The organism is Verrucomicrobiia bacterium (assembly GCA_035495615.1).
In the GTDB taxonomy this organism is placed as follows: Bacteria; Omnitrophota; Omnitrophia; order Omnitrophales; family Aquincolibacteriaceae; genus DATJFP01.
This window is the reverse complement of the sequence record DATJFP010000071.1, coordinates 46,968-71,753: the sequence shown is the minus strand read 5'-3', so window position 1 is coordinate 71,753 and position 24,786 is coordinate 46,968. Positions and strand designations below refer to the sequence as shown.

Here is a 24,786-nt window from a genome sequence, read left to right as displayed (position 1 = left end):
TTTAGGCTTGTCCCCCTGCCTAAACGTTGAATTGCAAATCGTACAACCTCTTGTAAGTCCCGCCCTGCTCGAGCAGCGATTCGTTCGTCCCCTGCTGGATGATCTTGCCGTCGTCGAGGACGAGAATGCGCGTAGCGCGCTGCACCGTGGCCAGACGGTGCGCGATGACGAATACCGTGCGGCCGACCATGAGATTTTCCAGAGCGTCCTGAATCATGCGCTCGCTGTCCGCGTCCAGGTGAGACGTGGCTTCGTCCAGAATGAGGATGGGCGCGTTTTTCAGGATGGCGCGCGCGATCGAGATCCTCTGGCGCTGTCCGCCCGAGAGTTTTAATCCGCGCTCGCCGAGCGGCGTCTCATAGCCTTGAGGCAGCGCCTCGATGAACCCGTGGGCGTAAGCCGCGTGCGCAGCCTTTTCAATGTCTTCCCGGCTTGCGTTCGGCGCGCCGAAGGCGATGTTCTCCGCGACCGTCATATTGAAAAGGATCGTATCCTGCGCCACGATGCCGATTTTTTCGCGCAGCGATTTGAGCGTCATCTTGCGGATGTCGCAGTCGTTGATCTCGAGGCTTCCGGCCGCCGGATCGTAAAAACGCAGCAGCAGGTTTGCCATCGTACTTTTTCCCGCGCCGCTCGGGCCGACCAGCGCGACCACTTCGCCGTGCTTGACGTTGAGGTCGATGCCTCGCAGCACTTCTTTGCCCGCCTCATAGTAAAAATGCACGTTGCGGTAGCGGATAGTCTCGATCGGCCCCTTGAACACCTCGGCATCGGGAGCATCTTTGATGCTCGGCTCGGAATCCAGAATCTCGAAGATGCGCCCGCCCGCGGCCAGCGACTGCTGAATCGTGCTGTTCACCTTGCTCAGCTTCTTCAAAGGTTCGTAGAACACGAAAAGGGAAATGACGAAAGCGCCGAAACGATCGGGCGGAAGAGTCTTCAGCGCGAAAGCTACTGCAATGGCCGCGCCGATCGCGCCCATGACTTCGATGAGCGGCCGCTGGATCATGGTGAGCTTGATCGTGCTCTTGAAAAAATCGAAAACGCTGCGATTGATCTTTTCGAAGGTGCGGATTTCTTCTTCTTCGCGGTTGAAGGCCTTGACGATGTGGATGCCGGCCAGCGTTTCCCCGATGAAGGCGGTGATGTCGGCGGCCCGCTCCTGCATGCGCTTGGTTGTCTTGCGCAGCTGGCGTCCGAGAAAAACGATGGGCACGGCCACGACGGGAAAGATAATGATCGCGAAAATGGCGTAAGGGCCGCCCCAAATGAAAACCATGGGGATGTTGTAGAGGATGATGAACGGCTGTTTAATGAGATCGGTGAGCACGTCGGTGATCGCGCCCTGAATTTGCCCGACGTCGTTCAGGATGCGGCTCAGGAAATCCCCGGTGCGTCCCTTGGAATAAAAATCGCTCGAAAGATAGGTCAGATGCCGGAAGAGGTCGTCACGGACCCTCCGGATGACACGGATGCCTACGCTGGCCATCTGATACTGGGAGATGTACTCAAAAAAGCTGCGGAGCAGGAATACGGTCACGATAATGTAAGGAATCCAGGCCGAAGGAAATGCGATGTCCTGCAGGAACCGGATATGAGGCAGGTTGGTAAGCCGGACCTCGCTCTTGTTCTGAAGCCCATTTATGATGACGTAAAGCGTTGCCGAAACGAGGGATGTGGATAAAGCATAGCCCTGGGCAGCCAAAGCAGCCAGAATAAGGCGTCCCTTGTGAGGTTTGATGTATTGGAGGAGTCGACGGTAAATGCCCATGGAAGCGGACACTGTAACATATTCATTGACACCCCTCAAGAGCATTTGCTAGGATACCCAAGCTATTTTTACTCCCAAGTTTAGGTTTTGAAAGGACTTAGAATAAATGCGGCTCAAAACCGCCGTGGTCGGCGTCGGACATCTGGGAAAAGAGCATGCCCGCCTCTATAAAGAAATCAAAGAGTCCGAGCTGATCGGGATCTGCGATTCCGATGCTTCCAAAAAAGCCGTGGCCGATACTCTGGGCGTCCCCTTTTTCCAGGATTTCCGGAAGGTCATCCCCCAAGTTGAGGCCGTGAGCATCGCGACGCCCACCTCCACTCATTACGCCATTGCCCGTGAATTCCTGGCCGCCGGGGTCCATACCCTGATCGAAAAGCCGATTACCATGCATCTGGCGGACGCCGACGACCTGATCGAACTTTCCAGGATCAACCGCTGCGCGCTGCAGGTCGGCCACATCGAACGCCACAATCCCGGACTGAAACGCGTCGGCGAAATCGCTAAAAATATCCGCTTCTTCGAAATCCACAGGCTTGGGCCTTTCAACCCGCGCATCAACGACTGCGGCGTGGTGCTGGACCTCATGATCCATGACCTCGACATCGTGCTCAGCCTCGTCCAAAGTGAAATCGCGAGCTTCGACGCGGTCGGCATCAACGTGCTGACGCCTTTCGAAGACATCGCCAACGCGCGCATCAAATTCAAAAACGGCGCGGTCGCCGACGTCACGGCCTCGCGCCTCACGCCGGAAAAACAGCGCAAGATCCGGATCTTCCAGGAAGATGCCTACATTTCGCTGGATTACGGCGCCCAGGCCGGAAAAATTTTCCGCAAGCAGGGCCTGCAGATCACGCAGGAAAACGTGGAGATCGAAAAAGCCGAGCCCCTGAAAGAAGAGCTTTCGTTTTTCCTCAGAGAAATCCTCGCCGGTAAAAGCCCCGGCAATCCCGACACGGCCGCGCGCGACGCGCTGGCGCTTGCGCTGGACATCGTGGCCGCGATCAAGAACAACAACGACCAGGCTGTTTCGGGCCTGGCCCGGTAGCGGATCCGCTTCATGCCTTTGAAAATTTTCATGGTCGCCTGCGAGGCCTCGGGCGACAATCACGGGGCCCATCTCATCCGGGAGATCCGGCGTCTCGCGCCGGACGCGGAGTTCCGCGGTCTCGGCGGCCCGCAGATGCAAGCGGCCGGCCTCGATCTCCTCTTCGACATGACCACGATTTCCGCGCTGGGTTTCGGCGACGTAGTCCGCCAGTATTTCAAATACCGGAAAATCTTTTATCAGGCCATCGATGCGATCCGCGCCTGGAAGCCCGACGCCGCGGTCGTGATCGACTCCCCCGCGTTCAACCTGCGGCTTGCGAAAAAAATTTCCGGGCAGGTTCCGGTTCTCTATTACATCTCGCCGCAGATCTGGGCCTGGGGCGGCCGGCGCATCCATGTCATCCGCAGGCACGTCTCGAAGATGCTCTCCATCCTGCCGTTCGAAACCGAAATTTACGAAAAGGCCAAAGTGCCCTGCGAATTCGTCGGGCATCCGCTCCTGGACCAGGTGGAAACGTCCGCCGAACGCGCGGCCTTGCGCGCGAAACTCGGATTGAAAGAGGGCAGCACGGCCGTCGGGCTTTTTCCCGGCTCCCGCGCCAAAGAAGTCCAGCGCATCTTCCCGGCCATGCTCGCTACCGCTTCGATCCTGGCCCGCAAAAGGCCGGACGTTGTTTTTTATCTGAAGGAGCCGCCGGGCATTGACGCGCAGGCCTTTGAATCGCTGCTGCGGCAATACCCCAACCTGAAGACGTCGCGTTCAAATCTTTCCTTTCATGACCTGGTGCATGCCATGGATTTCGCCATGATCGCGTCCGGCACGGCCACGCTCGAAGCCGCGCTGCTGGAAACGCCCTTCTTTCTTTTGTACAAGGCAAGTCCCACCACGTATTTTCTGGGAAAGCGTCTGATCCGCGTGAAGTACCTGGGGCTCGTGAACCTGCTGGCCGGAAGGCTTGTCGTGCCGGAATTCATCCAGGGCGACATGCATCCGGAAACCATGGCCCATGAAATCGAAATTTTCCTGCAGAATCCGGAGTTGTGCGGGAAGATGCGGGAATCGTTCCGTGAAGTGCGCGCGCTGCTGGGAAATTCCGGCGCCTCGCGCCGCGCCGCCGAAGCGGTGGTAGGATTCATGGACAGCCGGAAGAACGTCCGTCCTCAGCCCTCGCGGGCTTAGTGTTTCTTTACCGGAGTTTGGTAGCCGGTCTGGTTATCGAGATGCTGCCACTCGAATTCCGGCTCGACGAGAGGCTGGTAGCCTGAAGGAAGAGGGACCGGGAAGGTCACCATCTCATACGCTCCCGCCGCAATCCGCCCCGCCATGTAAGCGCTACCCATTCCCACCCCCGTAAACCAGCTCGGAACCAGGCTGTCCACATTCTTTTGACGGTCGAGCTCATGGACGATTTCGATCGGGGAAAGCGCGATGTTCAGAAAACCGCGCTGAAGTTTGCGCAGCGGGCTTCCGGCAGGTTCAAGTTCCGCGGCATGAACGAACGGGCAGAGGAAAAAAAAGAGTGTGAAAAGGACGGGGATTCTTTTCATAGCGAGCAAGCTAACACAAACCCTTGCCTAAAGCAACTCGCACATCGAAATAAAGAGGCTGGAAATCAGGGGCAACACTATTCCTCTTCCTCTTGGGAGTCCGATTTCAGTCCGTAGATTTTCAATTTGTAGCCCAGGATGCGCTCGGTAATACCGAGGATCTTCGCGGCCTGCCGCTGGTTGTTGCTGCTCTGCCGCATGGCGTCCTGGATCATCCGCTTTTCCAGGTTAGTCACGGCGTCCGTCAGCGAAGATTCCTTGGCGAGCGTTTCGATGTCCTTGAAAGGTTCGGGCGACTGCATGCCGACAAGCACGGGATTGGTCTTCGTGCCGGGAATCGGGAAAAGGTCCGGAGTCAGCGTGTCGCTCTTGCAAAGCACGACCGCCCGCTCGACCGCGTTCTCCAGCTCGCGCACGTTGCCAGGCCATGCATAATGAATCAAATAGTCCATAGCCTCATTGGAAATGTATTTCACGCCCTTACCGTTGTCTTCGCTGGATTTTTTCAAGAAATGATTCACCAGCATCGGGATGTCTTCCTTGCGCTCGCGCAGGGCAGGCATGAAGATCGGGATGACGTTCAGGCGGTAATACAAATCCTGGCGGAAATTGCCGGCCTGCACGTCCTTTTCGAGATTTTTGTTCGTGGCCGCGATCAAGCGGATGTCCACGCGGATCGTCTGCGTGCCGCCGAGCCTTTCGAATTCCCTCTCCTGCAGGACGCGGAGCAGCTTGATCTGCGTGCTCGCGGAAATGTCGCCAATCTCGTCCAGGAAAAGCGTGCCGCCGTTGGCCAGTTCAAAGCGGCCTTTCTTGCTGTTGGTGGCGCCGGTGAACGCGCCTTTTTCATAGCCGAAGAGTTCGCTCTCGAGCAGCGTGTCGGGAAGCGCGGCGCAGGAAACTTTCACGAAAGGCCCTTCGGCGCGGTCGCTGCTGTAATGGACGGCATGCGCCACCAGCTCTTTTCCGGTCCCGCTCTCGCCGCGGAGGAGTACCGTCGCGCGGCTCTGGCTCACCAGGTCGATGGACGCGTAAACGTCGGCCATGCGCTTGGATTCGCCGATGATGTTCGAAGGACGGAATTTTTTCTTCAGCTCGCTTTTCAGGCGCAGGTTTTCGGTGGTGAGCGTTTCCTTTTCCTTGGCCACCATCTGCTGGATGCGGACAGCCTGGGCAATCATCGAGCTGATGATCGCAAGGAAGCGGACGTCCTCCTCGAACGAAATGTCTTCGGTGAACAGGCGGTCCACGCTGAGCGCGCCGATCGTTTTTTCGTCGAGCTTGATGGGGACGCAGATGAAAGAGATGTTACTGCGCTCGATATCGCGCGCGCCCGTGCGGTTGAGGAACAGCGGCTCCTTCCCCACGTTCGGAACGACGATAGGTTCGCCGGCGGCCACCACTTTTCCCGTGATGCCTTCGCCGATGCGGTAGCGGCCGCGCTCGATCTGCTGCTTTTCGAGGCCGTGCGCCATTTCGATCATCAGCTCGCCCGTTTTCGCGTCGAGAAGCGTGAGGGTGCCGCGCTCCATGCCCATTTTCTCGTGAAGGATGTCCATGATCTTGGCCATGACCTGCTCGAGGTCGAGCGACGAGGTCACGGCCTGCGAAACATCATGCAGGGCCGTCAGCTTGAGCGCCTGCGTTTCACTCGTGGGTGCGTTTCCTTCTTTTTTTGTTTTTTGCGTCATGGTTGTTTTCCCAAAGTTCCGACAAGCGCGATCTTATGTTTGTCCGCCTGCTGGATGAATTCCTTGAGATCCAGAAACAAGGTCTTGCCGGCCTCAAAGGCAAAAGCCTCGGCCTTGGCCCGAATCAGCTCGGAAAGCGTCTTCAGGCCTACCGCCGGGACGTCAAAACGCATATCTTGAGACGGCTTTGCAACTTTGACAACTACAATTTTGTAAGCGCCAAGTTCAGCGCCCCGTTTTATTGCAAGATCCGTGCCTTCAATGGCTTCCACTGCCAGAACCGCCTTCTTTTTGACGACGACGGTTTGCCCTATGTCCAGGCCGGCAATGGATTTGGCCATTTTGAAGCCGAACTGAATGTCTTCGAGGACTTCACGGGAGGGCTTTTTCTTTCCCAGCACCCCTTCGCCGGGCATGAGATCTTTGGTAAAGGTGGTCGAGTCCAAGAGTGTAATCCCCTGGCCTCCGAGATAATCGGCAATGCCGCCGAGAAGCGAGTCATCCTTGAAGTCTCGCGTCTTCATCAGGACGCCGACCATGTCGAGGTCCGGGCTGACGTTTTCCTGGAAGAGGCGCACCTTTTCGATCTTGCCGGCCATCACGGCTTCGCTTACGCCTTCATGGCGGAAAAATTTTTTGAGTCTGGAAAGCTGTCCGATCTTGGTCCACGTGCAGGCATCGGCGATTTTTTCCAGGGCAGGATCGGCTTCTTTTTCGATGGCGCAGACGACGACGCGGTGGCCGGACCTGCGTGCTTCGTTGGCGACGAGGATGGGAAAACGTCCGTTACCGGCGATGATTCCGATGGTCTTCATGGTTCCTTTGCCTGGGATGGGCGGCCCGGAAAAAAACCCGCCTAGCGGCAGATGCCGCGGTCAGAGGCTTTCAGAAAATTCAGCAAGATGTCGCGGGTAGGCGTGGCGGGAAGTTCCTGCTCCAGCTTCACCATGGCGTTTTTCAAAGTCAGCCGCGACTTGAAAACGATGCGGAACGCCTTCTTGAGAAGCGATTTGTCGTCCGAGGAATAGCCGGCGCGGTCCATGCCCACGGAATTGATGCCGTAAGCGCGGGCCGGATGCCCGTCCACCATCATGAAGGGCGGCACGTCCTGCACGACCTTGGAACAGCCGCCGATGATGGAAAGCTTGCCGATGCGGACAAACTGATGCACGGCGCTGAGGCCGCCGATGATGGCGCCGTCTTCGACGCTCACGTGGCCGGCAAGCGTGCCCTGGTTGGCGAGCACGGTGTGATTGCCGAGCACGCAGTCATGTGCGACATGGCTGTAGGCCATGAGCAGGTTCTGGTTGCCGATGATCGTGCTGGTGCCGTCTTTCGTGCCGGGATTGATCGTCACGTATTCGCGGATTTTGTTGCCGTCGCCGATCTTGAGGTAGCTGATACCGCCGTCGTATTTCTTGTCCTGCGTCACGCTTCCGAGCACGGCCCCGGTAAAAATCTCGTTGTCCGCGCCGAGCGTCGTGTGCCCTTCCAGGCTCACGCGCGCGCCGATCACGGAACGGTCGCCGACCTTCACGGTTCCGGCGATCAGTGAAAAAGGGCCGACCTTGACCCCTTCGCCGAGGTCGGCGTCGGGATGGACGATCGCTGTCGGATGGATGACTACCGATCGACGACTGCGAACTTCACTTGTGCTTCGCATACAAGTTTATCTCCCACAAACGCGCTGCCGGTGCATTGACCGGTGCGGGCGCGGATTTTTCCGATCTCAACTTCCATCCGGAGTTCGTCTCCCGGATGGACGGGCTGGCGAAATTTCGCATAATCGATGCTCATGAAATACGCGATCTTGCCGTTGTTCTCCGGCTTGCTGAGCATGATGACGCCGCCCACCTGGGCCATGGCCTCGATAATCAGGACCCCGGGCATTACCGGATGGCCGGGAAAATGCCCCTGGAAGAAATAATCGTTCATGCTGACTTGCTTGAAGCCCGTGGCGCTCACGCCAGGCTTGAAGTTCTCGATCTTGTCGACGAACAAGAACGGATACCGGTGCGGTATGACTTTTTGGATGTCTTCGACGGAAAGGACCGAAGGCCATTCGGCCCTAGACGGCTGATTTCCCATGAGCAGTTCTCTCACCAGTTTCAGATTAAGGGTGTGGCCGCTTCGCGTGGCGATCACGTGGCCGCGCACAAAACCGCAGGCCAGGAAGAGGTCCCCCAATAAATCCATCATTTTATGCCGGCAGGCCTCATTTTCAAAGCGCAATGTATTGCCCATGGGGCGGTTGCGCTCGAAAATCAGGGTATTTTCCACGCTGGCACCTTTCCCAAAGCCTTGGGACAAAAGGTATTGCGCTTCCTGCTTGAGGCAGAACGTCCGGGCCGGTGCCAGCTCCCTTTCGAAAACCTCGGGCACGATCGGCAGGGTCAAAAACTGGTCCTGCAGGTCCTCGTGCCGGTAGCTGAGGGTATACGAAAGGGTCAGGCCTTTGCCCGGCAGCAGGATGATGCTCTGGTCTCCCAGGTCCACGAAAACCGGGTTTTTCGCCTCGACCCAGCGCCGCGGGGCGGACTGCTCTTCGAAACCGATCTCCAAAAATGCGTTGGCAAATTCGCGCGCGCTTCCGTCCATGGCCGGAATCTCGTCACCGCTCACTTCCACGATGGCGTTATCGATCCCGAGCCCGTGAAACGTGGCCATGAGATGCTCGATGGTGCGTACGACGCCGTTGCCGATGACAAGCGCGGTCTGGCGCAGCTCGTCACTGCGGACATTTTCCACCGAGGCCTTCACCCGCAGGTTCGGGTTCAGATCCTTGCGGCAAAAAAGGATGCCCGAATTCGCCGGCGCCGGAAGCACGCTGAATTCCACTTCCTGGCCCGTGTGGATGCCTTTACCGTGGAAAGACACGGGGCGCAGAAGTGTGCGCTGGTAAACGGCCGTCGCCGTTTCCGTCCTGGTTTCCCCTTCGGTTTCCTTTTGCATCGTTTCCATGGCCTGCCCGGCTACAAATTCCGGTTACGCTTTCTTGTAGCCTTTGTTCAGTTCTTTCAGGATTTCCTGCGTCACGTCGAGCTTCGGATTGCGGTAAAGCAGCGCGCGCTCGTTCAGGATCATGTCATAGCCTTTTCTTTCGCCGAAGCGCTGCACCGTGTCGTCGATGTCCTTGAAGATTTCGCGGACCAGCTTGTTGCGCTTTTCCCCGAGCTCGCGCTTGGCGGACTGATCGAAATCCTGCAGCTTGCGGATCTTTTCGTCGAGCGCTTCCTGCTTGGCGGTCTTGGCATCGTCATTCAGGAGAACCATTTCGTCCTTGATCGCCCGAACTTCATTGACGAGCGTGTCGCGTTCCTGCTCTTTGCTCTGTCCGAGATTCTTCAGCACTTCGTCGTTGTCTTTGGTCTTCTGGTATTCGTCGAAGAGGACAGCCACATCGACGTAAACATAGGTCGGCTCGGCGGCGCGCAAGGGTTTCGCGAAAGCCGCGGCGGTGAATATCAAAACGATGGCGGTTGCATAAATTCTGACGGCTTTCATGACTTTCTTCTCCTGTGGGTTATTTTAGAATCCGCGGCTCAAACTGAATTCAAAGCGGCCGTTTTTGTCTTCCGTGTCGCGGTTGGCAATGGGGAAACCATAGTAGAATGCGACGGGACCAACGGGGGTTTTGATCTTGATGCCCGGTCCGATACTGATGGCGGTTTCACCGAAATCGAACTTGTAGGCATCTTCGCTCACTTGGCCGGCATCCACGAAAATCGCGCCGCGGAACGAGTCGAGCTTCAAGATGGGGAACGTGTATTCCAGGTTCACGATGGCAAGCGACTCGCCGCCGACCGCGTCTCCGGCTTCGAGCGGGCCGACGCGGCGGTAGTTATAGCCGCGCACCGTACCCAGACCGCCCGCATAGAACCGGTCGAAAACAGGCACGTTGTCCGAATCGCCGAAAGACTGCGCGGCACCGAGACGCGTCCTGAATTCCAGGATGTGCTTTTTAAAGAAGGTCCAATACTTCGTCAGGCTGGTCTGGAGGATGTAGTAATCCTGGTCGCCGCCGAGAAAGCTTCCAATCAGGTCGCCCTGCAGGGTGGCCAGAAAACCTTTGGTCGGATTGTAAACGTTATCGCGCGTGTCGTAGTTGGTGAAGGCCTTGATGCGCGAAAGCCAGTTGCTGCCTTCGAATTCGCGCACGATGGCCGGCGCGTCGTCGGACAGCTGATCGAGCTTCACGCGTTCCAGCGTGTAGCCGCCGCCAAGCGTGATCGTATCCTTGAACGTACGCGACAGCGTAGTGCCCGCGCCCAGCCGCTCTTCCTCGAAATCCGTGTTTTCGGCGTCGCGGCGGATGTCGTAAAGCTCATTGCCCCAGGCGATCGGTTTGTTGAAAAGATAAGGCTCCACGAAATTCAGGCTGAAGTCCTTGCTGATGGAACCGACGCGCGCGCGCAGCGCGAGCGTCTGCCCGTCGCCGGTGAAGCGCGGAAAGTTGAAGATGTCGAAGTTGCGCTGGGAAATTTCCGCGAATCCCACGAAGCGGTCGACAGAACTCACGCCGCCGCCGAACGACAGCTCGCCCGTCCTCTTTTCCTTCACGCGGAAAATCAAGTCCTTGCGGTTCGAGGCCTCGCCGGAAGGCTGCGTATCGTAAGTGACGTCCTCGAAGAAACCGAGGTTTTCCAGGCGCTGCTTGGATTTGCGGATTTTTTCGCCGTCGAATTTTTCGCCCGGGCGGATCCTCAGCTCGCGGCGGATCACGATGTCGCGCGTTTTGGTATTGCCGCGGATAATGACCTTTTCGACGAAGTAGAGGTCGCCCTCTTCGATCTTGTAGGTCACGTCCACCTTGCCGGAATCGCGGTTGAGCTTCACATCGGGAACGATCCTGACGTCGATGTGGCCCTGATCATGGTAATAATCGCGGATCTTCTCGATGTCTTTCGACAGGTAATACTGGGAGTACGTAAGGCCCGGCAGCATCTCGAGCTTCTGCCACAATTCCGATTCCGGGAAAAGTTCGTTGCCCTGCAGCTTGATCTCGCCGGTCACGTAATGCGGACCTTCTTCGACGGAAATCTTGATGACCATCATCTTGTCTTTCTCGTCGTACTGGAAGTCGGGCTGGACCTTCACGTCGAGATAACCTTCCTGCTGGTAAAAGAAGACGATGCGCTCGATGTCCTTGTCGAAGTTCTCTTCCTTGAAAATGCCGGAGCTGAAGAGCTTCTTGCGTTTGGTCTTCATGAGCTTGGTCAGCTTCTTGACCTTGAACGCGTTGACACCTTCGAAGTCGATGCTCTTGATTTTGAATTTATTGCCCTCGGTAATGACGATCGTGACCGCGGCTTCCTTGGTCTTCTCGTTGACGTCGACCTGGGAGTCAATGTCTACGAACTTATATCCCTTGTCGCCGTACAGCTTCCGGATGGCCTCGACGCCTTCCTTGATCGCCTTGCGGTCCAGGATCTGCCCTTCGATCACCTTCAGCGTCTTGCGCAGCTTGTCTTCCTTGAATCTCGTGAATCCTTTGAGATTGATCTGCCGGATGATGGGTTTTTCGAAGACCGTGACCACGACGACATAGCCGTTCGCCTCGTCTTCGACTTCCATTTTGATGTCCTGGAAAAAGCCGGTGGCATAGAGGCGCTTCACGTCTTCATTAATAGTGTCCTGCGTCAGCCTCATGCCCTTCTGGGTCTTGATCTTCGCGAGAATGGTATTCGTGCTGACGATCTGGTTGCCGCGGACTTCGACTCCGACGACTTCCTTGGGAGGCTTGCTGGGTTCGGGCTGGGGCTGCTGCTCCGCGCCCGGCTGGGCTTCTTCGTTCTGCGGAGCGGCGGCTTCTTCGGCCGGAGCGCCCGGCTGGGACTTTTCGGAGGAAAGGGTTTCCAGGTCCTGCTGGAGGTTATCGAGATCCTTGTCTTCGCTCGCCTTCGGGGGAGTTTCCTCTGCGGCGGCGAATCTTACGTTCCAAGACAGCGGGAGAAGAACAAAAAACGCCACCAACCAAAACTTTCTCACAACGTGGTCTCCTCGGTTCTGTGGGTTTCCATGTTTTCAAATCGGGTGAACTTTTTCTGAAAGACCATTTCCACGGTCCCGATCGGTCCGTTACGCTGCTTGGCGATGATGGCCTCGGCTTTGTTCTCGTTCTCCGGTTTAGGATTGTAATACTCTTCTCGAAAAAGGAAAACTACTAAATCAGCGTCCTGCTCGATCGCGCCTGATTCGCGGAGATCGGAAAGCATGGGCCGGTTGCCCTGGCGGTTTTCCACGGCGCGGGACAATTGGGAAACCGCGATAACCGGGACCCGCAGCTCACGCGCGAGTTCCTTGAGCGACATTGAAATCTGGGAAATTTCCTGCTGACGGCTCTCAACGCTTCCGCCGCCGCGGATCAGCTGAAGGTAGTCGATTACGACGAGCTGGATGTCGTGCTGCATCTTCATGCGGCGCGCCTTGGCGCGGATTTCCGTGACGGATTGGCCGGGTGTGTCGTCGATAAAAATGGGCGACTCGGACAAAATGCCTGCGGCCTTCGTGAGTTTGGGCCAGTCCTGGTGCGAGAGATAGCCGGTTCTGACGGCCTGGGCGTCCACGCGCGCGTAGGAGCAAAGAAGACGCTGCACGAGCTGTTCCCGGCTCATTTCGAGTGAGAAAAAGGCCACGCCTTTTTTCAGCTTTACGCCTACGTTCTCGCAGACGTTCGAGACCCACGCGGATTTTCCCATGGAGGGACGGCCCGCGGCGATGATAAGGTCGGACGGCTGAAGCCCGGCGGTCTTCACGTCGAACTCCGAAAAACCGGTAGCGAGACCGGTCACGTGCTCTTTGCGCTGATAGAGCTGGTCGATCCGCTCCATGCTGTCGTGGATGATTTCGCGGAGATGGTAGAACTTTCCTTCGATCTGGTTTTGCGTGATCTCGAAGATCATCCGCTCGGCATCATCGAGCAGCTTCTTGGAGTCTTCGCCCGCATCGAAGCATTTCTCCACGATCATGGTCGCGTTCTTGATGAGACCGCGAGTCAGCGCCTTTTCCTTCACGATGCGGCAATACTGCTGGATGTGCGCGGCCGTCGGCACAATGGTCGTGAGCTGGGTCAGATAAGCCGTGCCGCCCGCCGCTTCCAGCGAATCCTGCCTCTTGAGCTGTTCGGAAACCGTGATCAGGTCGATGGGCTGATTGTGGTCGAACAGCGCATTCATGGCGGAAAAAATGCGGCGGTGGGCTTCTTCGTAGAAGTATTCGCTGCGGAGAGTCTGCATGGCCTGCAGCTGGGCCGTAACATCGAACAGCATGGCGCCGAGAACGCTCATCTCGGCATCGCGATTCTGAGGAGGGACCTTTTCGATCAGGTTATTTAAGGTTTCAGCACGAGCCATGATGTTCCTTGTTTAAAGGATCAGGCTTTAGCAACGACTTCTATCGAAAGGGTCGCCTTGACTTGGGGATAAACTTCGACCGTAACCTGGTGAGCCCCCAAGGTGCGGATCGGGTCCTTGAGCTGAATCTGTTTCTTATCGAATTTGTAGCTGCGTTCTTCGAGGGCCTCGCGGATGTCGTCCGCGGTCACGGAGCCGAAAAGCTTCTCGTTCTCGCCTGCCTGCCGCTCGAGCTTGATCTTGACGTTCTTGAGCTTCTGGGCCACGCCCTCGGCTTCGTCTTTTTCCTGCTCGCGCCTTTTCGCGGCACGCGCCTTCAAATCATCGACGAATTTTTTATTGGCCGAGTTGGCAACCAAGCCATAGCCGCGGGGCAGGAGGAAATTCCGGCCGAAGCCTTCTTTCACTCTGACCACCTCGCCTTTGCGTCCTACTTTTTCAACGTCCTGAAGGAGAATAAGCTCCATAACAACACCTCTTTAGATTGATTAGTCCGCCTGGAAAGGCAGAAGTCCCGCGTGGCGCGCGCGCCGGATGGCCCGGGCAAGAACGCGCTGCTGCTTGGCCGTGAGTCCCGTGATGCGGCGCGGGATGATTTTTCCTTTTTCGGTCAGAAAGCGTCCGAGACGCTCCGTGTCCTTGTAATCGACGGCTTCCTGCTTCGGCGCGAAAACCATGTTGAAGCGGTTCTGCTTCTTGCGGAGGAAACCCCGGCCTTTTCCGCGAGGACCTTTGCCGTCCTGTCCCGGACGACCGCCAGGCCGCGGGCCTCTTTCAAAACGGTCGCCGCCTTCGCTGCTGCGCCCTTCCCTTTTCACGTATGGCATAACCCAAACTCCTTATTCAAATTTAAATTTTGCGGTGTTTTGCGGACCGGAAATCGAGGCCGGCACCTAGAAAGGAATTTCTTCGTCAGGCTGGAGTTCGGAATCCGAAACCGAAACCGATCCCTTGGAACCTTTGGACTTGGGAGCGCTCGCTCCTTCGAAATCGCCCACGTCGGCATCCGGGGCGCCATCCTGGCTCTTGCCGCCGCGGGAAAGAAACTGCACGCTCTGGGCCTGGACTTCGATCGTCGATTTCTTCGTGCCGTCCTGGGCTTCCCAGCTGCGGCTCTGAAGGCGCCCTTCCACGAAAACGGGGCTGCCCTTCTTGAGATACTCGTTGCAGTTTTCGGCGGTCTTGCCCCACACCACGCAGCGAATGAAGCTTACTTCTTCCTTTTTTTCTCCCGACTGCGAAACGTAAGTCCTATTGCAGGCCACGGTGAACGTAGTGACCGGTTGTCCGGACGGAACGTAGCGGAGTTCCGGGTCGCGCGTCAAATTTCCCATCAATAAGACTTTGTTGAAGCTGGCAGCCATGGTGTCCTCTTTTAGCTTCTCGCGGGAGCGTCGTAACTTCTCGCAGGAGCATCGTAGTTTCTCCCCGGAGCGTCGGATTCGCTGGGAGCAGGCCGCGCGGAAGGCAGCGTGCTCAATTTGGGATTTTTCACGGTCAGCATGAACTTCACAAGATCGGGATGCAGCTCGAGGGCTTTGCGGAATTCCACGAGTTTCGCGGGGGGAAGCTCGACGTTCACGACCCAAAAATAACCGTCGCGGAATTTTTTGATCTGATACCCCAAAGAACGCTTTCCCCAGTCGTGGCGTTCGGTGATCTTGCCTTCGAATTTTTTAATGAGGGCTTCGACGCTCTGCTCCTGAGTCTTGCGGTCGTCAGGGCCAACCTGCGGGGAAAAAACGAAAATGCCTTCGTACAGTTTCATGCTTCTTTCTCCTTGATCATCCTCTTGAAAATGAGGGTGTAATGTAACATAAGCACGGCCGCGAGGCAAGCTAAGTTTTAACCCGCAACCGATTGACTAGACTTGGGTTAGTGCGTTTGCAGCCTTTTCGAAAGTGCCGCCGGCCCAGAGCCGGCAGGCCTCAAGGCCTTTGCGCATGAGCACTTGCAGCTCCTTCTTCTCCGGAGAGGGAAAAGGAGCCAGAACATAGCGGCTCACCTCAGGGTCCTCTTCCGAAAGCGGAAGATCCCTCGGATGGCCGATGCCGCAGCGCAGCCTTGCATAAACCGGGGTTCCCAACAGCGCGTGAATAGACTTGAGGCCGTTATGCCCGCCGTCCGAACCTTTGGCTCTCAGCCGGAGTTTTCCGAAAGGCAGGGCCAAATCGTCCACGACGACCAAAAGGTCCTTCTGAAGATCCAGGCGGAAATGACTCGCGAGAGCGGCGGCGGTTTTCCCGGAGTGATTCATGTAAACATCCGGATAGGCCATAAAAATTTCTTCGCCGTTCCAAGCCGTGGAACAAAGAAAAGCCTTAAGCTCCTTATCCTGCCGGAACTGAAGGAATTCCGCTTCTGCCGCATATTCGACCAGCATGCGGCCGTAGTTATGCCGGGTTCCGGCGTATTTCCTTCCCGGATTCCCAAGCCCCAGAATAAGTTTCATCGGACGGACACCACTCCCGTGGAGAAGGTTCTAAACGGAGAGCGGGGTTTTGCCCCGCCCTCCGGACAAAAATTATTTTGCCTTCTTCTCCGCAGCGGGTTTCGCAGCCGCAGCAGCGGGCTTCGCGGCAGCAGCCGGCGCAGCTTCGCCTTCTTCGGGCTTCTTGCCCTTCTCGATGACTTCGGGCTGGGTCGCAGCTTCCGCGCCTTCGGCGCCCGGAACTTCTTCCTTGCGCGGGGCGTGGACGGCGATGACGACTTCGTCCGGCTCGAGGTTGATGCTGACCCCCTCGGGCACTTTCAGATCGCGGGCATGGATGGAATCGCCCACCTGCATGACCTTCACGTCGACGGTGATGCTTTCCGGAATCTGCGTCGGCAAGCAGGTCACTTCGATCTCGTGGTAAATCATGTCGAGAATGCCGCCCGCTTTCACGCCGGCGCAATCTTCCGCGTTCTTCACGATGATGGGGACTTCGACTTCGATCTTTTCCGTGAGCGAAATCACGGTAAAGTCGACGTGCTGGATCAGGTCGGTGACGGGATCATGCTGAAGGTCCTTGATAAGGCAGGTGGATTCCTTCAGCTTCGCGCCTTCGGCCTTGAGCTGGATCACCGCGTTTCCGCCGGCCTTGGTGGAAAGGATCTGCGCAAAGGCACGGTAATTTATTTCCAGCGCGAGCGGCGTCATGCCGTGGCCGTAAAGAACCGCGGGCAGCTGGCCCGAGCGGCGCAGGCGGCGCGCGTTTCTGGAGCCGTCCGCCTTTCTTACTTTAGCTTCGAGTTCGATCGTGTTCATTTTCACTTCCTCCTTGGAAAATCTCTTTTAAATTTAGAATTGCTTCCGGGCTATGCTTCCACTCCAACCTTGGAGAACAGCGAGCTCACGGATTCGTTGTTGTGGATGCGGAAAATGGCCTCCGCAAGCAGCCCGGCCACGGAAAGCTGTTTGATGACCGGAATCTTTTTCTCTTCTCCGAGTGGGATCGAGTTGGTCACGATAAGCTCTTTGATGTCGGATTTCTTCAGCCGGTCGATCGCGGGGCCCGCGAGGATCGGATGCACCACGGCCGCGTAAACGTCGAGGGCGCCCGCCTCTTTCAGCGCGCGCGCGGCTTCGACGAGCGAACCGCCGGTCGAAACCAGGTCGTCGGTAATCACGACGTTTTTATCTTCCACGGAACCGATGATGTTCATGACGTGCGTCTTGGTCGCATCTTCGCGTTTTTTGTCCACGATGGCGAGCTTCGCATTGAGAATGGTCGCATAAGCGCGCGCCATGCGGATGCCGCCGATGTCGGGCGAAACCACCACGAGATTTTGCAGCTGCTTTTTTTCAAGGTACTCGCTGAGCACGCTGATCGAGTAAAGGTGATCGACCGGGATGTCAAAGAAGCCCTGGATCTGGCCCGCGTGCAGGTCCATCGTCAGGATCCTGTCCGCTCCGGCCTTCGTAAGCAGGTTGGCCACAAGCTTGGCTGTGATCGGAACGCGCGGCCTGTCTTTGCGGTCCTGGCGCGCATAGCCGAAAAACGGAAGCACTGCCGTCACGCGCTTGGCGGACGCGCGCTTGGCCGCGTCGATCAGGATTAAAAGCTCCATCAGGTTATCATTTGGCGGCGTGCAGGTCGACTGCAGGATGAAGACGTCCTTGCCGCGCACGTTGTCGCGGATCTGGATCTGGATTTCACCTTCGGGAAAACGCCCGCACAACACGTCCCCGGGCTGATTGCCGAGCATTTCCGCGATTTCGTTGGTAAGATCCGGATTCGAACGGCCGCCGAGAATGACCATCGTCGGATCACCGCGGTGCTTGATCGTTTTCTGATTTCCAAACATGCTGCTCTCCCTTGAACGTCAATGCCTGTTTATTTACTTTTCGATGCTTTCAGAGATTTGATCGGCCGCGCCGGAACCCCGACCACGACTTCGCCCTTTTTCACGCGGCCCCTGACGACTGCCCCGGCGCCGGTTTTGGCGAAATCATCCACCGAAACAGGCGCGACGAAAACCGTGTCCGAACCGACGAGCACTTTCTTGCCGATGCGCGTCACGTGCTTGTTCCTGCCGTCGTAATTCGCGGTGATCGTGCCGGCGCCGATATTGGTCTCGTCACCGATGATCGCGTCGCCGAGGTAGGCCAGATGCTTGGCCTGGACCTTATTACCGAGCTTCGAACGGTTCACTTCCACGAAACTACCGACCGTCACGCCGTTGCCGAGCACCGTGCCCTTGCGGATCTTGGCGAAAGGCCCGATCTCGCAGCCGCTCCCGATCGTCACGCCTTTTTCAATGTAGCACCACGGATAAACCGTCGTGTCCGGTCCGATCTTCACACCGGGCGCGACAAAAGTCTGTTCCGGAGAAACGAATGTGACGCCGGCCGCCTGATGCGCCGCGATTTCGCGCTGATTCAGCTTTTCCATGACCATGGCCAGGTCGACGCGCGAATTCACGCCCTGCCCTTCTTCCGCCGCGGCGAAAGGAAAAGCTTCGACTTTCGCGCCCTGCCCATCGAGGATCTCGATCGTGTCGGTCAGGTACAGCTCGTTCTTCTGGTTCTCCGGCTTGATCAGGGCGAGGCTCGAAAAAAGCTTGTCGCTCTTGAACAGATAAACGCCGGTGTTTACTTCCTTGATGTTTTTCTCGTGCTCGGCCGCGTCGAGTTCTTCGCGAATGCCGCAAAAAGCGCCGTTTGCCCGGAGGATCCGGCCGTAGCTTTTCGGGTCTTCGCGGACCGACGAAAGAACGCTCACATCGCATTTGTTTTCGCGGTGCGCGCGGATGAAACTTTTCAGCGTTTCCAGTTTCACGAGCGGCATGTCGCCCGGCCAGATCAGGATGTCGCCCTTGAAACCCGCGAGCGCCTTGCGCGTCATCATGACCGCATGACCCGTGCCGCGCTGCACTGACTGCAGGACCGGCGTGACACGCCCGGCCGTATGACGCTTCACTTGATCCGCGCCCGCGCCTACCACCAGCACCGGCTTCCGCACGCCCGCCTGCGAAAGCGTGTCGAGCACGCAATCCAGCAGGGTACGGCCCAGGACTTCGTGGAGTACCTTGGGCTTTTCCGAACGCATGCGCGTTCCCTTGCCGGCGGCAAGGACCACGGCCTGCATCGCGCTCATCCCTTGATACCCGTCAGCTTGATGCCTTCGACGAAGAACCGCTGGTTGAAAATGAAAACGAGCAGGATGGGAATGATCATCAGCATGGACGCAGCCATCAAAAGCGTCCAGTCCGTATGGTGCAAACTCTGGAAGTACGCGAGGCCCACGGGCAGCGTAAATTTCTCGTGCGTGTTCAAAACAATCAGCGGCCACATGAAGTTCATCCACGTTCCCATGAACGTGAATGTCGTCAGCGTGGCCAGCGCCGGCTTCGACAGCGGAAGAATGATCCGCCAAAAAATGCCGAGATAATTACAGCCGTCGATCTTGGCCGCATCTTCGAGATCTTTAGGCAGCGTCAGGAAAAACTGCCGCAGCATGAACGTGCCGTAGGCCGTGAACGCGGCCGGAAGGATGAGCGCCTTGTAGCTGTCGATCCATCCCAGGTAACGCAGCAGAATGAAAACGGGAATCATCGTCACCGCGCCCGGGACCATCATCGTGGCCAGGTAGCCGAAGAAAATTTTGTCGCGGCCCGGGAACGTCAGGCGCGCGAACGGGTACGCCGCAAGCGCGCTCGTCGCGACTTGCGCGAGCGTAACCATGATGGCCACGAAAATCGAATTGAGATAAAAGCGCGCGAACGGCACCACTTTCCACGGCTCCAAATAATTCCGCCAGACAAACGCCGTGGGGATCCACTCTTCCCACCAATTCTTCGAAAACGAAAATACCTGGCTCGGTTCCTTGAGCGAAGTCGTGATCATCCACATGAACGGCCCGACCATGGTCAGCGCGCCCAGGCAGAGAAGAAAATACAGGCCCGCCTTCTCCCAGAACTGGCGGATTTTTTTCCCCTGCTTGTTCTTCTTGGCCGACTCCCGGGTCAGCTGCTCGACCGCGAGAACGGTCTGGGCGTCTTTCAAAGCGCCGCCTGTTGTATGGAATGCGGAATTCATGTCCGTCCTTTTAACTGTAGTAGACTTGTTTCCCGAAAAAGCGCCACTGCATCAGCGTGAAAAGAAATACGATCACGAAAAGCACCCACGCGATCGCCGCCGCCTCGCCCATCTTGTGCCACTCGAAGGCATTGTTGTAAATGTAATAAATGATCGTGGTCGTCGACCCGTTCGGGCCGCCGCCCGTCATGATGTAAGCCGGATCAAAACCCGCCTGGAACCCGCCGATCACGCTCATGATCGCGATGAAAAACGTGGTCGGGGAAATCTGCGGCCAGGTCACGGCCCAGAATTTCTGCCACGAGTTCGCGCCGTCCACTTCCGCCGCGTCGTAAAGATCGCGCGGCACGCCCTGCAAGGCGGCGAGATACAGGATCATGTTGTAGCCGCCCACCGTCTGCCAGACGCTCATGATGATGAGCGCGGGTTTCGCCCACGCCTCGTCGGTCAGCCAATACGGGCCTTTCAGCGGCACGCCGAGGATCTGCCCGGTTTTGGCGATGATCGAATTGAGCACGCCGAACTCGGGATTGTAGATCAGCCGCCACAGCATGTAGATGGCGACACCCGCGCAAAGCGTCGGCAGAAAGTAGACCGTCCGGAAAACGACGATCCCTTTCAGCTTCTGGTTCATGCCCAGCGCGAGGATCAGCGAGCCCGCCATGCCCAGCGGAATCGCGGCCATGAGGTACACCGTGTTCCAGCAGTATTTCCAGAAAAAAGGGTCCTGAAAAAGCTCGACGAAGTTTGTGAGGCCGACAAAACGCGGCGGCGAAAGCAGGTCCCACTTCACGAAGCTGAGGAAAAGCGAGGCGCCGACCGGGATCGAGGTGAAGATCAGAAAACCCAGCAGATTCGGCATCAAAAAGCCATATGCCGCCAACGCTTCTTTTGTTGAATTTTTCATTTTCATGGGCGCTTCCTTATAGATGCTCAGGCGGAACGCGCCCATTCGTCGGGACGGATCAGGGAAGGCTTTTCTTTTCCCTCAATCACCCTGCGGTTGATCAGGCACTCGGTGATCCCCGATTCCGACGGGATGTCGTACATGACGTCCATCATGACCGTCTCGAGAATGGAACGCAGCGCCCGCGCGCCGGTGCCCTTGCGGAGGGCCTTCTTGGCCACTTCTTCCAGCGCATCCGGCGTGAACTTCAGGTCCACGTTTTCCATCTTGAAAAGCTTCTCGTACTGTTTGACGAGCGCGTTCTTGGGTTCCGTTAAGACGCGCACGAGGTCGCCTTCATTCAATCCATGAAGGGTCGAAAGCACGGCAAAGCGGCCGATGAACTCGGGAATAAACCCGAACTTCAACAGGTCTTCGGTCTCGACGAGATCGAGCAATTCTCCCAGGCTCATTTCCTTCTCGGCCGCATTGCGGTGCGCGCCGAAGCCCAGCGATTTCTTGGAAACACGTTTGCTGATGAGCTGATCCAGGTGCGCGAAGGTCCCGCCGCAGATGAACAGGATGTTGCGCGTGTTGATCTGGATGTATTCCTGCTGGGGATGCTTGCGGCCGCCCTGCGGAGGCACGTTGGCAATGGTCCCTTCCAGAATTTTGAGCAGCGCCTGCTGCACGCCTTCACCGGAAACGTCGCGCGTGATGGAGACGTTTTCGGAGGTGCGGGCGATCTTGTCGATTTCGTCGATGTAGACGATACCGAGCTCAGCGCGCTTCACGTCAAAGTTCGCGGCCTGCAAAAGACGAAGCAGGACGTTTTCCACGTCTTCGCCGACGTAGCCGGCTTCGGTCAGCGTGGTCGCGTCCGCGATGGCCAGAGGCACGTCGAGCAGCTTCGCGAGCGTGCGCGCGAAAAGCGTTTTGCCGGAGCCCGTGGGCCCGATGAGCAGGATGTTGCTCTTTTCCAGCTCAATGTTGTCTTCGGACTGCGCCGCGCTCTTGATACGCTTATAGTGATTGTGAACGCTGACGGATATCTGCTTCTTGGCCTTTTCCTGGCCGATGATGTGCTCATCCAGCTTGGCCTTGATCTCGCGGGGCTTGGAAACCGCGAGGCGGGCGATGCCCTCGTAAGGCTTGACGGTGCGGGCCTGGTCCTTGAGGAGGATGTCATTACAAATCTTGATGCAGATGTCGCAAATGTAAACGCCGGGTCCGGAAAAAATTTTCCGCACATCCTTACGCTTGTCACGCCCGCAAAAGGAACACCGCTCTGAAATGTTGGTCATAAGTATTCACAACTCCGTTTAAATTCCATTCAGGTCAATCAAGAACGGCGCCCGTCCAGCCTGTCCCTGTGCTCTGCTTATTTACTGCGTCACAAGTCCTATGGAACCTTGCGCACTCTCAAACACTGCCCGGCCTGGACTCGAACCAGGAATCATGCCTCCAAAGGGCAGTGTGATACCATTTCACCACCGGGCAATCGACTTTTTTATCTTGGCCCGAGTTCCAACAGAAAAAAAACCGGTTTCTCCGCGAGAGCCTTATTGGGCCGGATCACAAATCCGCTGGCAATCCCGGCTCTTATCTCCGCGCGGCCGCCTCTTCCGAGGTGCCTTGAAGAGAATAATAGGCGTCGAGCACGCTTTTCTGGATATATTCCCGGCACTCCGACGTAATGGGATGGGCAATATCCCGATGATCCACCCTGCCGAAATCACCCAGCTCGCCATCGCCCCGCTTTTCAACTTTCCGCGAGGGCATGGCCACGAACAGGCCTTTGCTGCCTTCGATCACCTTCAGATCGCGGATGACGAAACACTCATCCAAGGTAATCGTAACGAATGCCTTGAGTTTCTTGTCGCCATCTTTCCGGGGGAAAACCCGGACCTCTGTGATCTTCATGCAGCACCTCGCTCACCCTCTCGGGGTTTAGAACGTGAACACTTTTTCCAGCCGCACGGCGGGAAAAAGCTGGCGCACAAGCGTCCGATGACGCTTGATCTCTTGCTCATGAGAAAACATGATAAAGACCGTTGGCCCGCTTCCGGACATCCTGACCAAGGGATACCCCGCCCTTGTCAGTTTTTGTATCTGCTTTGAAATCGAGGGCCTTAAAGAAAAAGCAGGCGGTTCCAAATCATTACGGATCAACGCCGCTATTTCCTGATACTTTTGCAGGCCGGAAAAATGGCAGAGCATTCTAACCTCGCCGGTTGCTTTTGTCAAGGAAACCGCCCCGGGCTTGAGGTGTCTTGACCGGAAGACATCTTTTGTGCTAAGTGATTTCTCTGAAAGGAGTAAGAGAAAACCTTGGCGGCACCTTGCGGGCCGGGGATAGATTCTGTCGCCGCGTCCCACCGCGAGTGCCTGATTCGTCTCATAAAGAAAGAACGGAACATCTGCTCCCAGCTTCTTCCCCATGGCTACCAGGGCCTTCCGGGAAAGCCCCAGCCGGTAAAGCCGGTTCATCCCCAGGAGAAAAAAGGCGGCATTGCTCGATCCCCCGCCAAGGCCGGCGCCGACCGGGATCTTTTTTTGCAGCCGGACACGCACCCCGCCCAGCCTGGGAAATCGCGCTTGCAGCAAGCCGTAGGCGCGGACCACGATGTTGCGTTCGTCCGTGGGAAGCCCCGGATAATCGCAGGTCAGAACAATGCCTCGCGGGATTTTTTTGAGCGTGATCGTGTCTTTCAGCGAAATGCGGTGGAAAAGCGTGACGAGCTCGTGATAGCCGTCGGGCCGCTTGCGCGTGACGCGCAAATGGAGATTGAGCTTGGCCGGACTTGAAACGGTTAGAGTGTTCATGGAAGAGAAAACCCGGCCCTCCGGAGGAGGGCCGGGAAGAGGATTCCCGAAGAGAGGACGTCTCTTCAGTACGAAAGAGCGGAAAAACCGCGGCTTAGGACCAGGACTTCTTCTTGTGGCGGTGTTTCCGGAGCTTTTTTTTGCGCTTGTGCTTGTTCATTTTCTTTTTGCGCTGTTTATGAGCCCAAGGCATCGAAGCTTTTCTCCTTCTTGTTGGGTTGATCTTACGGAATGACTTTGTTCAGCGGGTATTCGATAATTCCGGACGCGCCGTTCTTCTTGAGTTCGGGAATGAGCTCGCGCACGACCGATTCGTCGATGATCGTATCCACGTCGTACCAGCCTTCGCTGGAAAGCGAAGACACGGTCGGATTTTTCAGCGCGGGAAGGATTTTCAGGACGGCCGGCAGATTTTTCTTTTCCACGTTCATCTTGAGGCCGACTTTGTCCTCAGCGCGGATCGCGCCTTCGAGCAGCAGCACGATGTTGTCCATCTTGCGCTTTTTCCATTCGTCCTTATAGCTGTCTTTATTGGCGATAAACTTGGGCACCGAGGTCAAAAGCGTCTCGATGATGCGGAGATTATTGGCGCGCAGGCTCGAGCCGGTTTCCGTGGCTTCGACGATGGCGTCGGCAAGGCGCGGCGGCTTCACTTCCGTGGCGCCCCAGGAAAATTCCACTTCGGCGTTGACCTTGTTCTTTTTCAGGTACTCCTTCGTGACTTCCACCAGCTCGGTGGCGATCTTCTTTCCTTCAAGGTCCTGCACCTTCTTGAAGGGAGAATCGTTGTGCACGCAAAGCACCCAACGGACGGGGTTCTTCGTGCGCTTCGAGTACTGCAGCTCGCAAAGCTCGGTCACTTTGGCCTTGTTCTCGCAGATCCAGTCATGGCCCGTGAGGCCGCAATCGACGACGCCGTCTTCGATATAACGCGGCATCTCCTGCGGGCGGAAAAGGATGACTTCCAGTTCCGGATCATTGACGGAGGGGAAATAGGAGCGGGAGCCCACGGAGACCTTGAAACCGGCCTTAGTGAACAGGCGGTAAGTGGCCTCTTCGAGGCTTCCTTTGGGCAAAGCGATTTTGAGTTTATTCATAGGAAGGGGGATTCTAACGGTTTGGCTGGGGGGTGTCAACCG

The 24,786-nt window shown here is 57.0% G+C and carries 25 protein-coding genes and 1 tRNA gene; 2 read left to right on the top strand and 24 right to left on the bottom strand.

The features are described from left to right. Positions 1-19 precede the first annotated feature (19 nt). Positions 20-1,783, bottom strand: coding sequence for an ABC transporter ATP-binding protein (locus VL688_09085; protein HTL48193.1), 1,764 nt, complete (start codon positions 1,781-1,783; stop codon positions 20-22). A gap of 94 nt (positions 1,784-1,877) precedes the next feature. Here VL688_09085 and VL688_09080 point away from each other — a divergent pair, with 94 nt between their 5' ends. Both VL688_09080 and lpxB read left to right on the top strand, forming a co-directional pair. Next, positions 1,878-2,819, top strand: a complete 942-nt coding sequence (locus VL688_09080) for a Gfo/Idh/MocA family oxidoreductase (GenBank protein ID HTL48192.1) — start codon at positions 1,878-1,880, stop codon at positions 2,817-2,819. A 12-nt stretch (positions 2,820-2,831) separates the two neighbouring features. After that, on the top strand, positions 2,832-4,001 hold the full coding sequence (lpxB, locus tag VL688_09075; GenBank protein ID HTL48191.1) for a lipid-A-disaccharide synthase: 1,170 nt from the start codon (positions 2,832-2,834) through the stop codon (positions 3,999-4,001). Here lpxB and VL688_09070 read toward each other — a convergent pair. The 23 genes from VL688_09070 to hisG form a co-directional block, all read right to left on the bottom strand. Further along, positions 3,998-4,369 (bottom strand): exosortase system-associated protein, TIGR04073 family, encoded by a 372-nt coding sequence (locus VL688_09070; GenBank protein ID HTL48190.1) that lies wholly within the window; start codon positions 4,367-4,369, stop codon positions 3,998-4,000. The genes lpxB and VL688_09070 overlap by 4 nt on opposite strands. 77 nt (positions 4,370-4,446) lie before the next feature. After that, positions 4,447-6,060, bottom strand: a complete 1,614-nt coding sequence (gene nifA / locus VL688_09065; protein ID HTL48189.1) for a nif-specific transcriptional activator NifA — start codon at positions 6,058-6,060, stop codon at positions 4,447-4,449. After that, the gene (gene lpxI / locus VL688_09060) at positions 6,057-6,875 is read right to left on the bottom strand and encodes a UDP-2,3-diacylglucosamine diphosphatase LpxI (GenBank protein ID HTL48188.1); all 819 of its coding nucleotides are present in this window, start codon (positions 6,873-6,875) and stop codon (positions 6,057-6,059) included. The genes nifA and lpxI overlap by 4 nt, the downstream gene beginning before the upstream one ends. A 41-nt stretch (positions 6,876-6,916) precedes the next feature. Next, positions 6,917-7,723: an acyl-ACP--UDP-N-acetylglucosamine O-acyltransferase gene (lpxA, locus tag VL688_09055; GenBank protein ID HTL48187.1), complete on the bottom strand. Its 807-nt coding sequence runs from the start codon at positions 7,721-7,723 to the stop codon at positions 6,917-6,919. Beyond that, complete coding sequence (gene lpxC, locus VL688_09050) at positions 7,684-9,021, bottom strand: UDP-3-O-acyl-N-acetylglucosamine deacetylase (protein HTL48186.1); 1,338 nt, start codon at positions 9,019-9,021, stop codon at positions 7,684-7,686. Before lpxC ends, lpxA begins: the two co-directional genes overlap by 40 nt. A 24-nt stretch (positions 9,022-9,045) precedes the next feature. Further along, positions 9,046-9,564, bottom strand: a complete 519-nt coding sequence (locus tag VL688_09045; protein ID HTL48185.1) for an OmpH family outer membrane protein — start codon at positions 9,562-9,564, stop codon at positions 9,046-9,048. Between the two features lie 24 nt (positions 9,565-9,588). Then, positions 9,589-12,048 (bottom strand): outer membrane protein assembly factor BamA, encoded by a 2,460-nt coding sequence (gene bamA / locus VL688_09040; protein ID HTL48184.1) that lies wholly within the window; start codon positions 12,046-12,048, stop codon positions 9,589-9,591. Then, positions 12,045-13,412, bottom strand: coding sequence for a replicative DNA helicase (gene dnaB, locus VL688_09035; GenBank protein HTL48183.1), 1,368 nt, complete (start codon positions 13,410-13,412; stop codon positions 12,045-12,047). Before dnaB ends, bamA begins: the two co-directional genes overlap by 4 nt. Before the next feature lie 20 nt (positions 13,413-13,432). Further along, positions 13,433-13,879 carry a 50S ribosomal protein L9 gene (gene rplI / locus VL688_09030; GenBank protein HTL48182.1) on the bottom strand — a complete coding sequence of 149 codons (447 nt, stop codon included), beginning with the start codon at positions 13,877-13,879 and terminating at the stop codon, positions 13,433-13,435. Positions 13,880-13,900: 21 nt separating this feature from the next. After that, positions 13,901-14,239 (bottom strand): 30S ribosomal protein S18, encoded by a 339-nt coding sequence (gene rpsR, locus VL688_09025; GenBank protein HTL48181.1) that lies wholly within the window; start codon positions 14,237-14,239, stop codon positions 13,901-13,903. 66 nt (positions 14,240-14,305) lie between these two features. Beyond that, complete coding sequence (locus VL688_09020) at positions 14,306-14,776, bottom strand: single-stranded DNA-binding protein (protein ID HTL48180.1); 471 nt, start codon at positions 14,774-14,776, stop codon at positions 14,306-14,308. Positions 14,777-14,787: 11 nt separating this feature from the next. Further along, positions 14,788-15,180, bottom strand: a complete 393-nt coding sequence (gene rpsF / locus VL688_09015; GenBank protein HTL48179.1) for a 30S ribosomal protein S6 — start codon at positions 15,178-15,180, stop codon at positions 14,788-14,790. Between the two features lie 96 nt (positions 15,181-15,276). Then, positions 15,277-15,864: an aminoacyl-tRNA hydrolase gene (pth, locus tag VL688_09010; GenBank protein ID HTL48178.1), complete on the bottom strand. Its 588-nt coding sequence runs from the start codon at positions 15,862-15,864 to the stop codon at positions 15,277-15,279. Positions 15,865-15,936: 72 nt separating this feature from the next. After that, the gene (locus VL688_09005; protein HTL48177.1) at positions 15,937-16,662 is read right to left on the bottom strand and encodes a 50S ribosomal protein L25/general stress protein Ctc; all 726 of its coding nucleotides are present in this window, start codon (positions 16,660-16,662) and stop codon (positions 15,937-15,939) included. Between the two features lie 50 nt (positions 16,663-16,712). Further along, positions 16,713-17,702 (bottom strand): ribose-phosphate pyrophosphokinase, encoded by a 990-nt coding sequence (locus tag VL688_09000; protein HTL48176.1) that lies wholly within the window; start codon positions 17,700-17,702, stop codon positions 16,713-16,715. A gap of 29 nt (positions 17,703-17,731) precedes the next feature. Continuing rightward, positions 17,732-18,994: an NTP transferase domain-containing protein gene (locus VL688_08995; protein ID HTL48175.1), complete on the bottom strand. Its 1,263-nt coding sequence runs from the start codon at positions 18,992-18,994 to the stop codon at positions 17,732-17,734. Further along, positions 18,991-19,935, bottom strand: coding sequence for a carbohydrate ABC transporter permease (locus tag VL688_08990; protein HTL48174.1), 945 nt, complete (start codon positions 19,933-19,935; stop codon positions 18,991-18,993). Before VL688_08990 ends, VL688_08995 begins: the two co-directional genes overlap by 4 nt. A gap of 10 nt (positions 19,936-19,945) precedes the next feature. Beyond that, positions 19,946-20,842: a sugar ABC transporter permease gene (locus tag VL688_08985; GenBank protein ID HTL48173.1), complete on the bottom strand. Its 897-nt coding sequence runs from the start codon at positions 20,840-20,842 to the stop codon at positions 19,946-19,948. Between the two features lie 26 nt (positions 20,843-20,868). Beyond that, positions 20,869-22,125 carry an ATP-dependent Clp protease ATP-binding subunit ClpX gene (gene clpX, locus VL688_08980; protein ID HTL48172.1) on the bottom strand — a complete coding sequence of 419 codons (1,257 nt, stop codon included), beginning with the start codon at positions 22,123-22,125 and terminating at the stop codon, positions 20,869-20,871. A gap of 125 nt (positions 22,126-22,250) precedes the next feature. After that, positions 22,251-22,321, bottom strand: a tRNA-Gln gene (locus VL688_08975). A 102-nt stretch (positions 22,322-22,423) separates the two neighbouring features. Beyond that, complete coding sequence (locus VL688_08970) at positions 22,424-22,744, bottom strand: SpoVG family protein (GenBank protein ID HTL48171.1); 321 nt, start codon at positions 22,742-22,744, stop codon at positions 22,424-22,426. Between the two features lie 27 nt (positions 22,745-22,771). Next, on the bottom strand, positions 22,772-23,647 hold the full coding sequence (ispE, locus tag VL688_08965; protein HTL48170.1) for a 4-(cytidine 5'-diphospho)-2-C-methyl-D-erythritol kinase: 876 nt from the start codon (positions 23,645-23,647) through the stop codon (positions 22,772-22,774). A 224-nt stretch (positions 23,648-23,871) separates the two neighbouring features. Beyond that, positions 23,872-24,744, bottom strand: coding sequence for an ATP phosphoribosyltransferase (gene hisG, locus VL688_08960; GenBank protein HTL48169.1), 873 nt, complete (start codon positions 24,742-24,744; stop codon positions 23,872-23,874). Positions 24,745-24,786 lie beyond the last annotated feature (42 nt).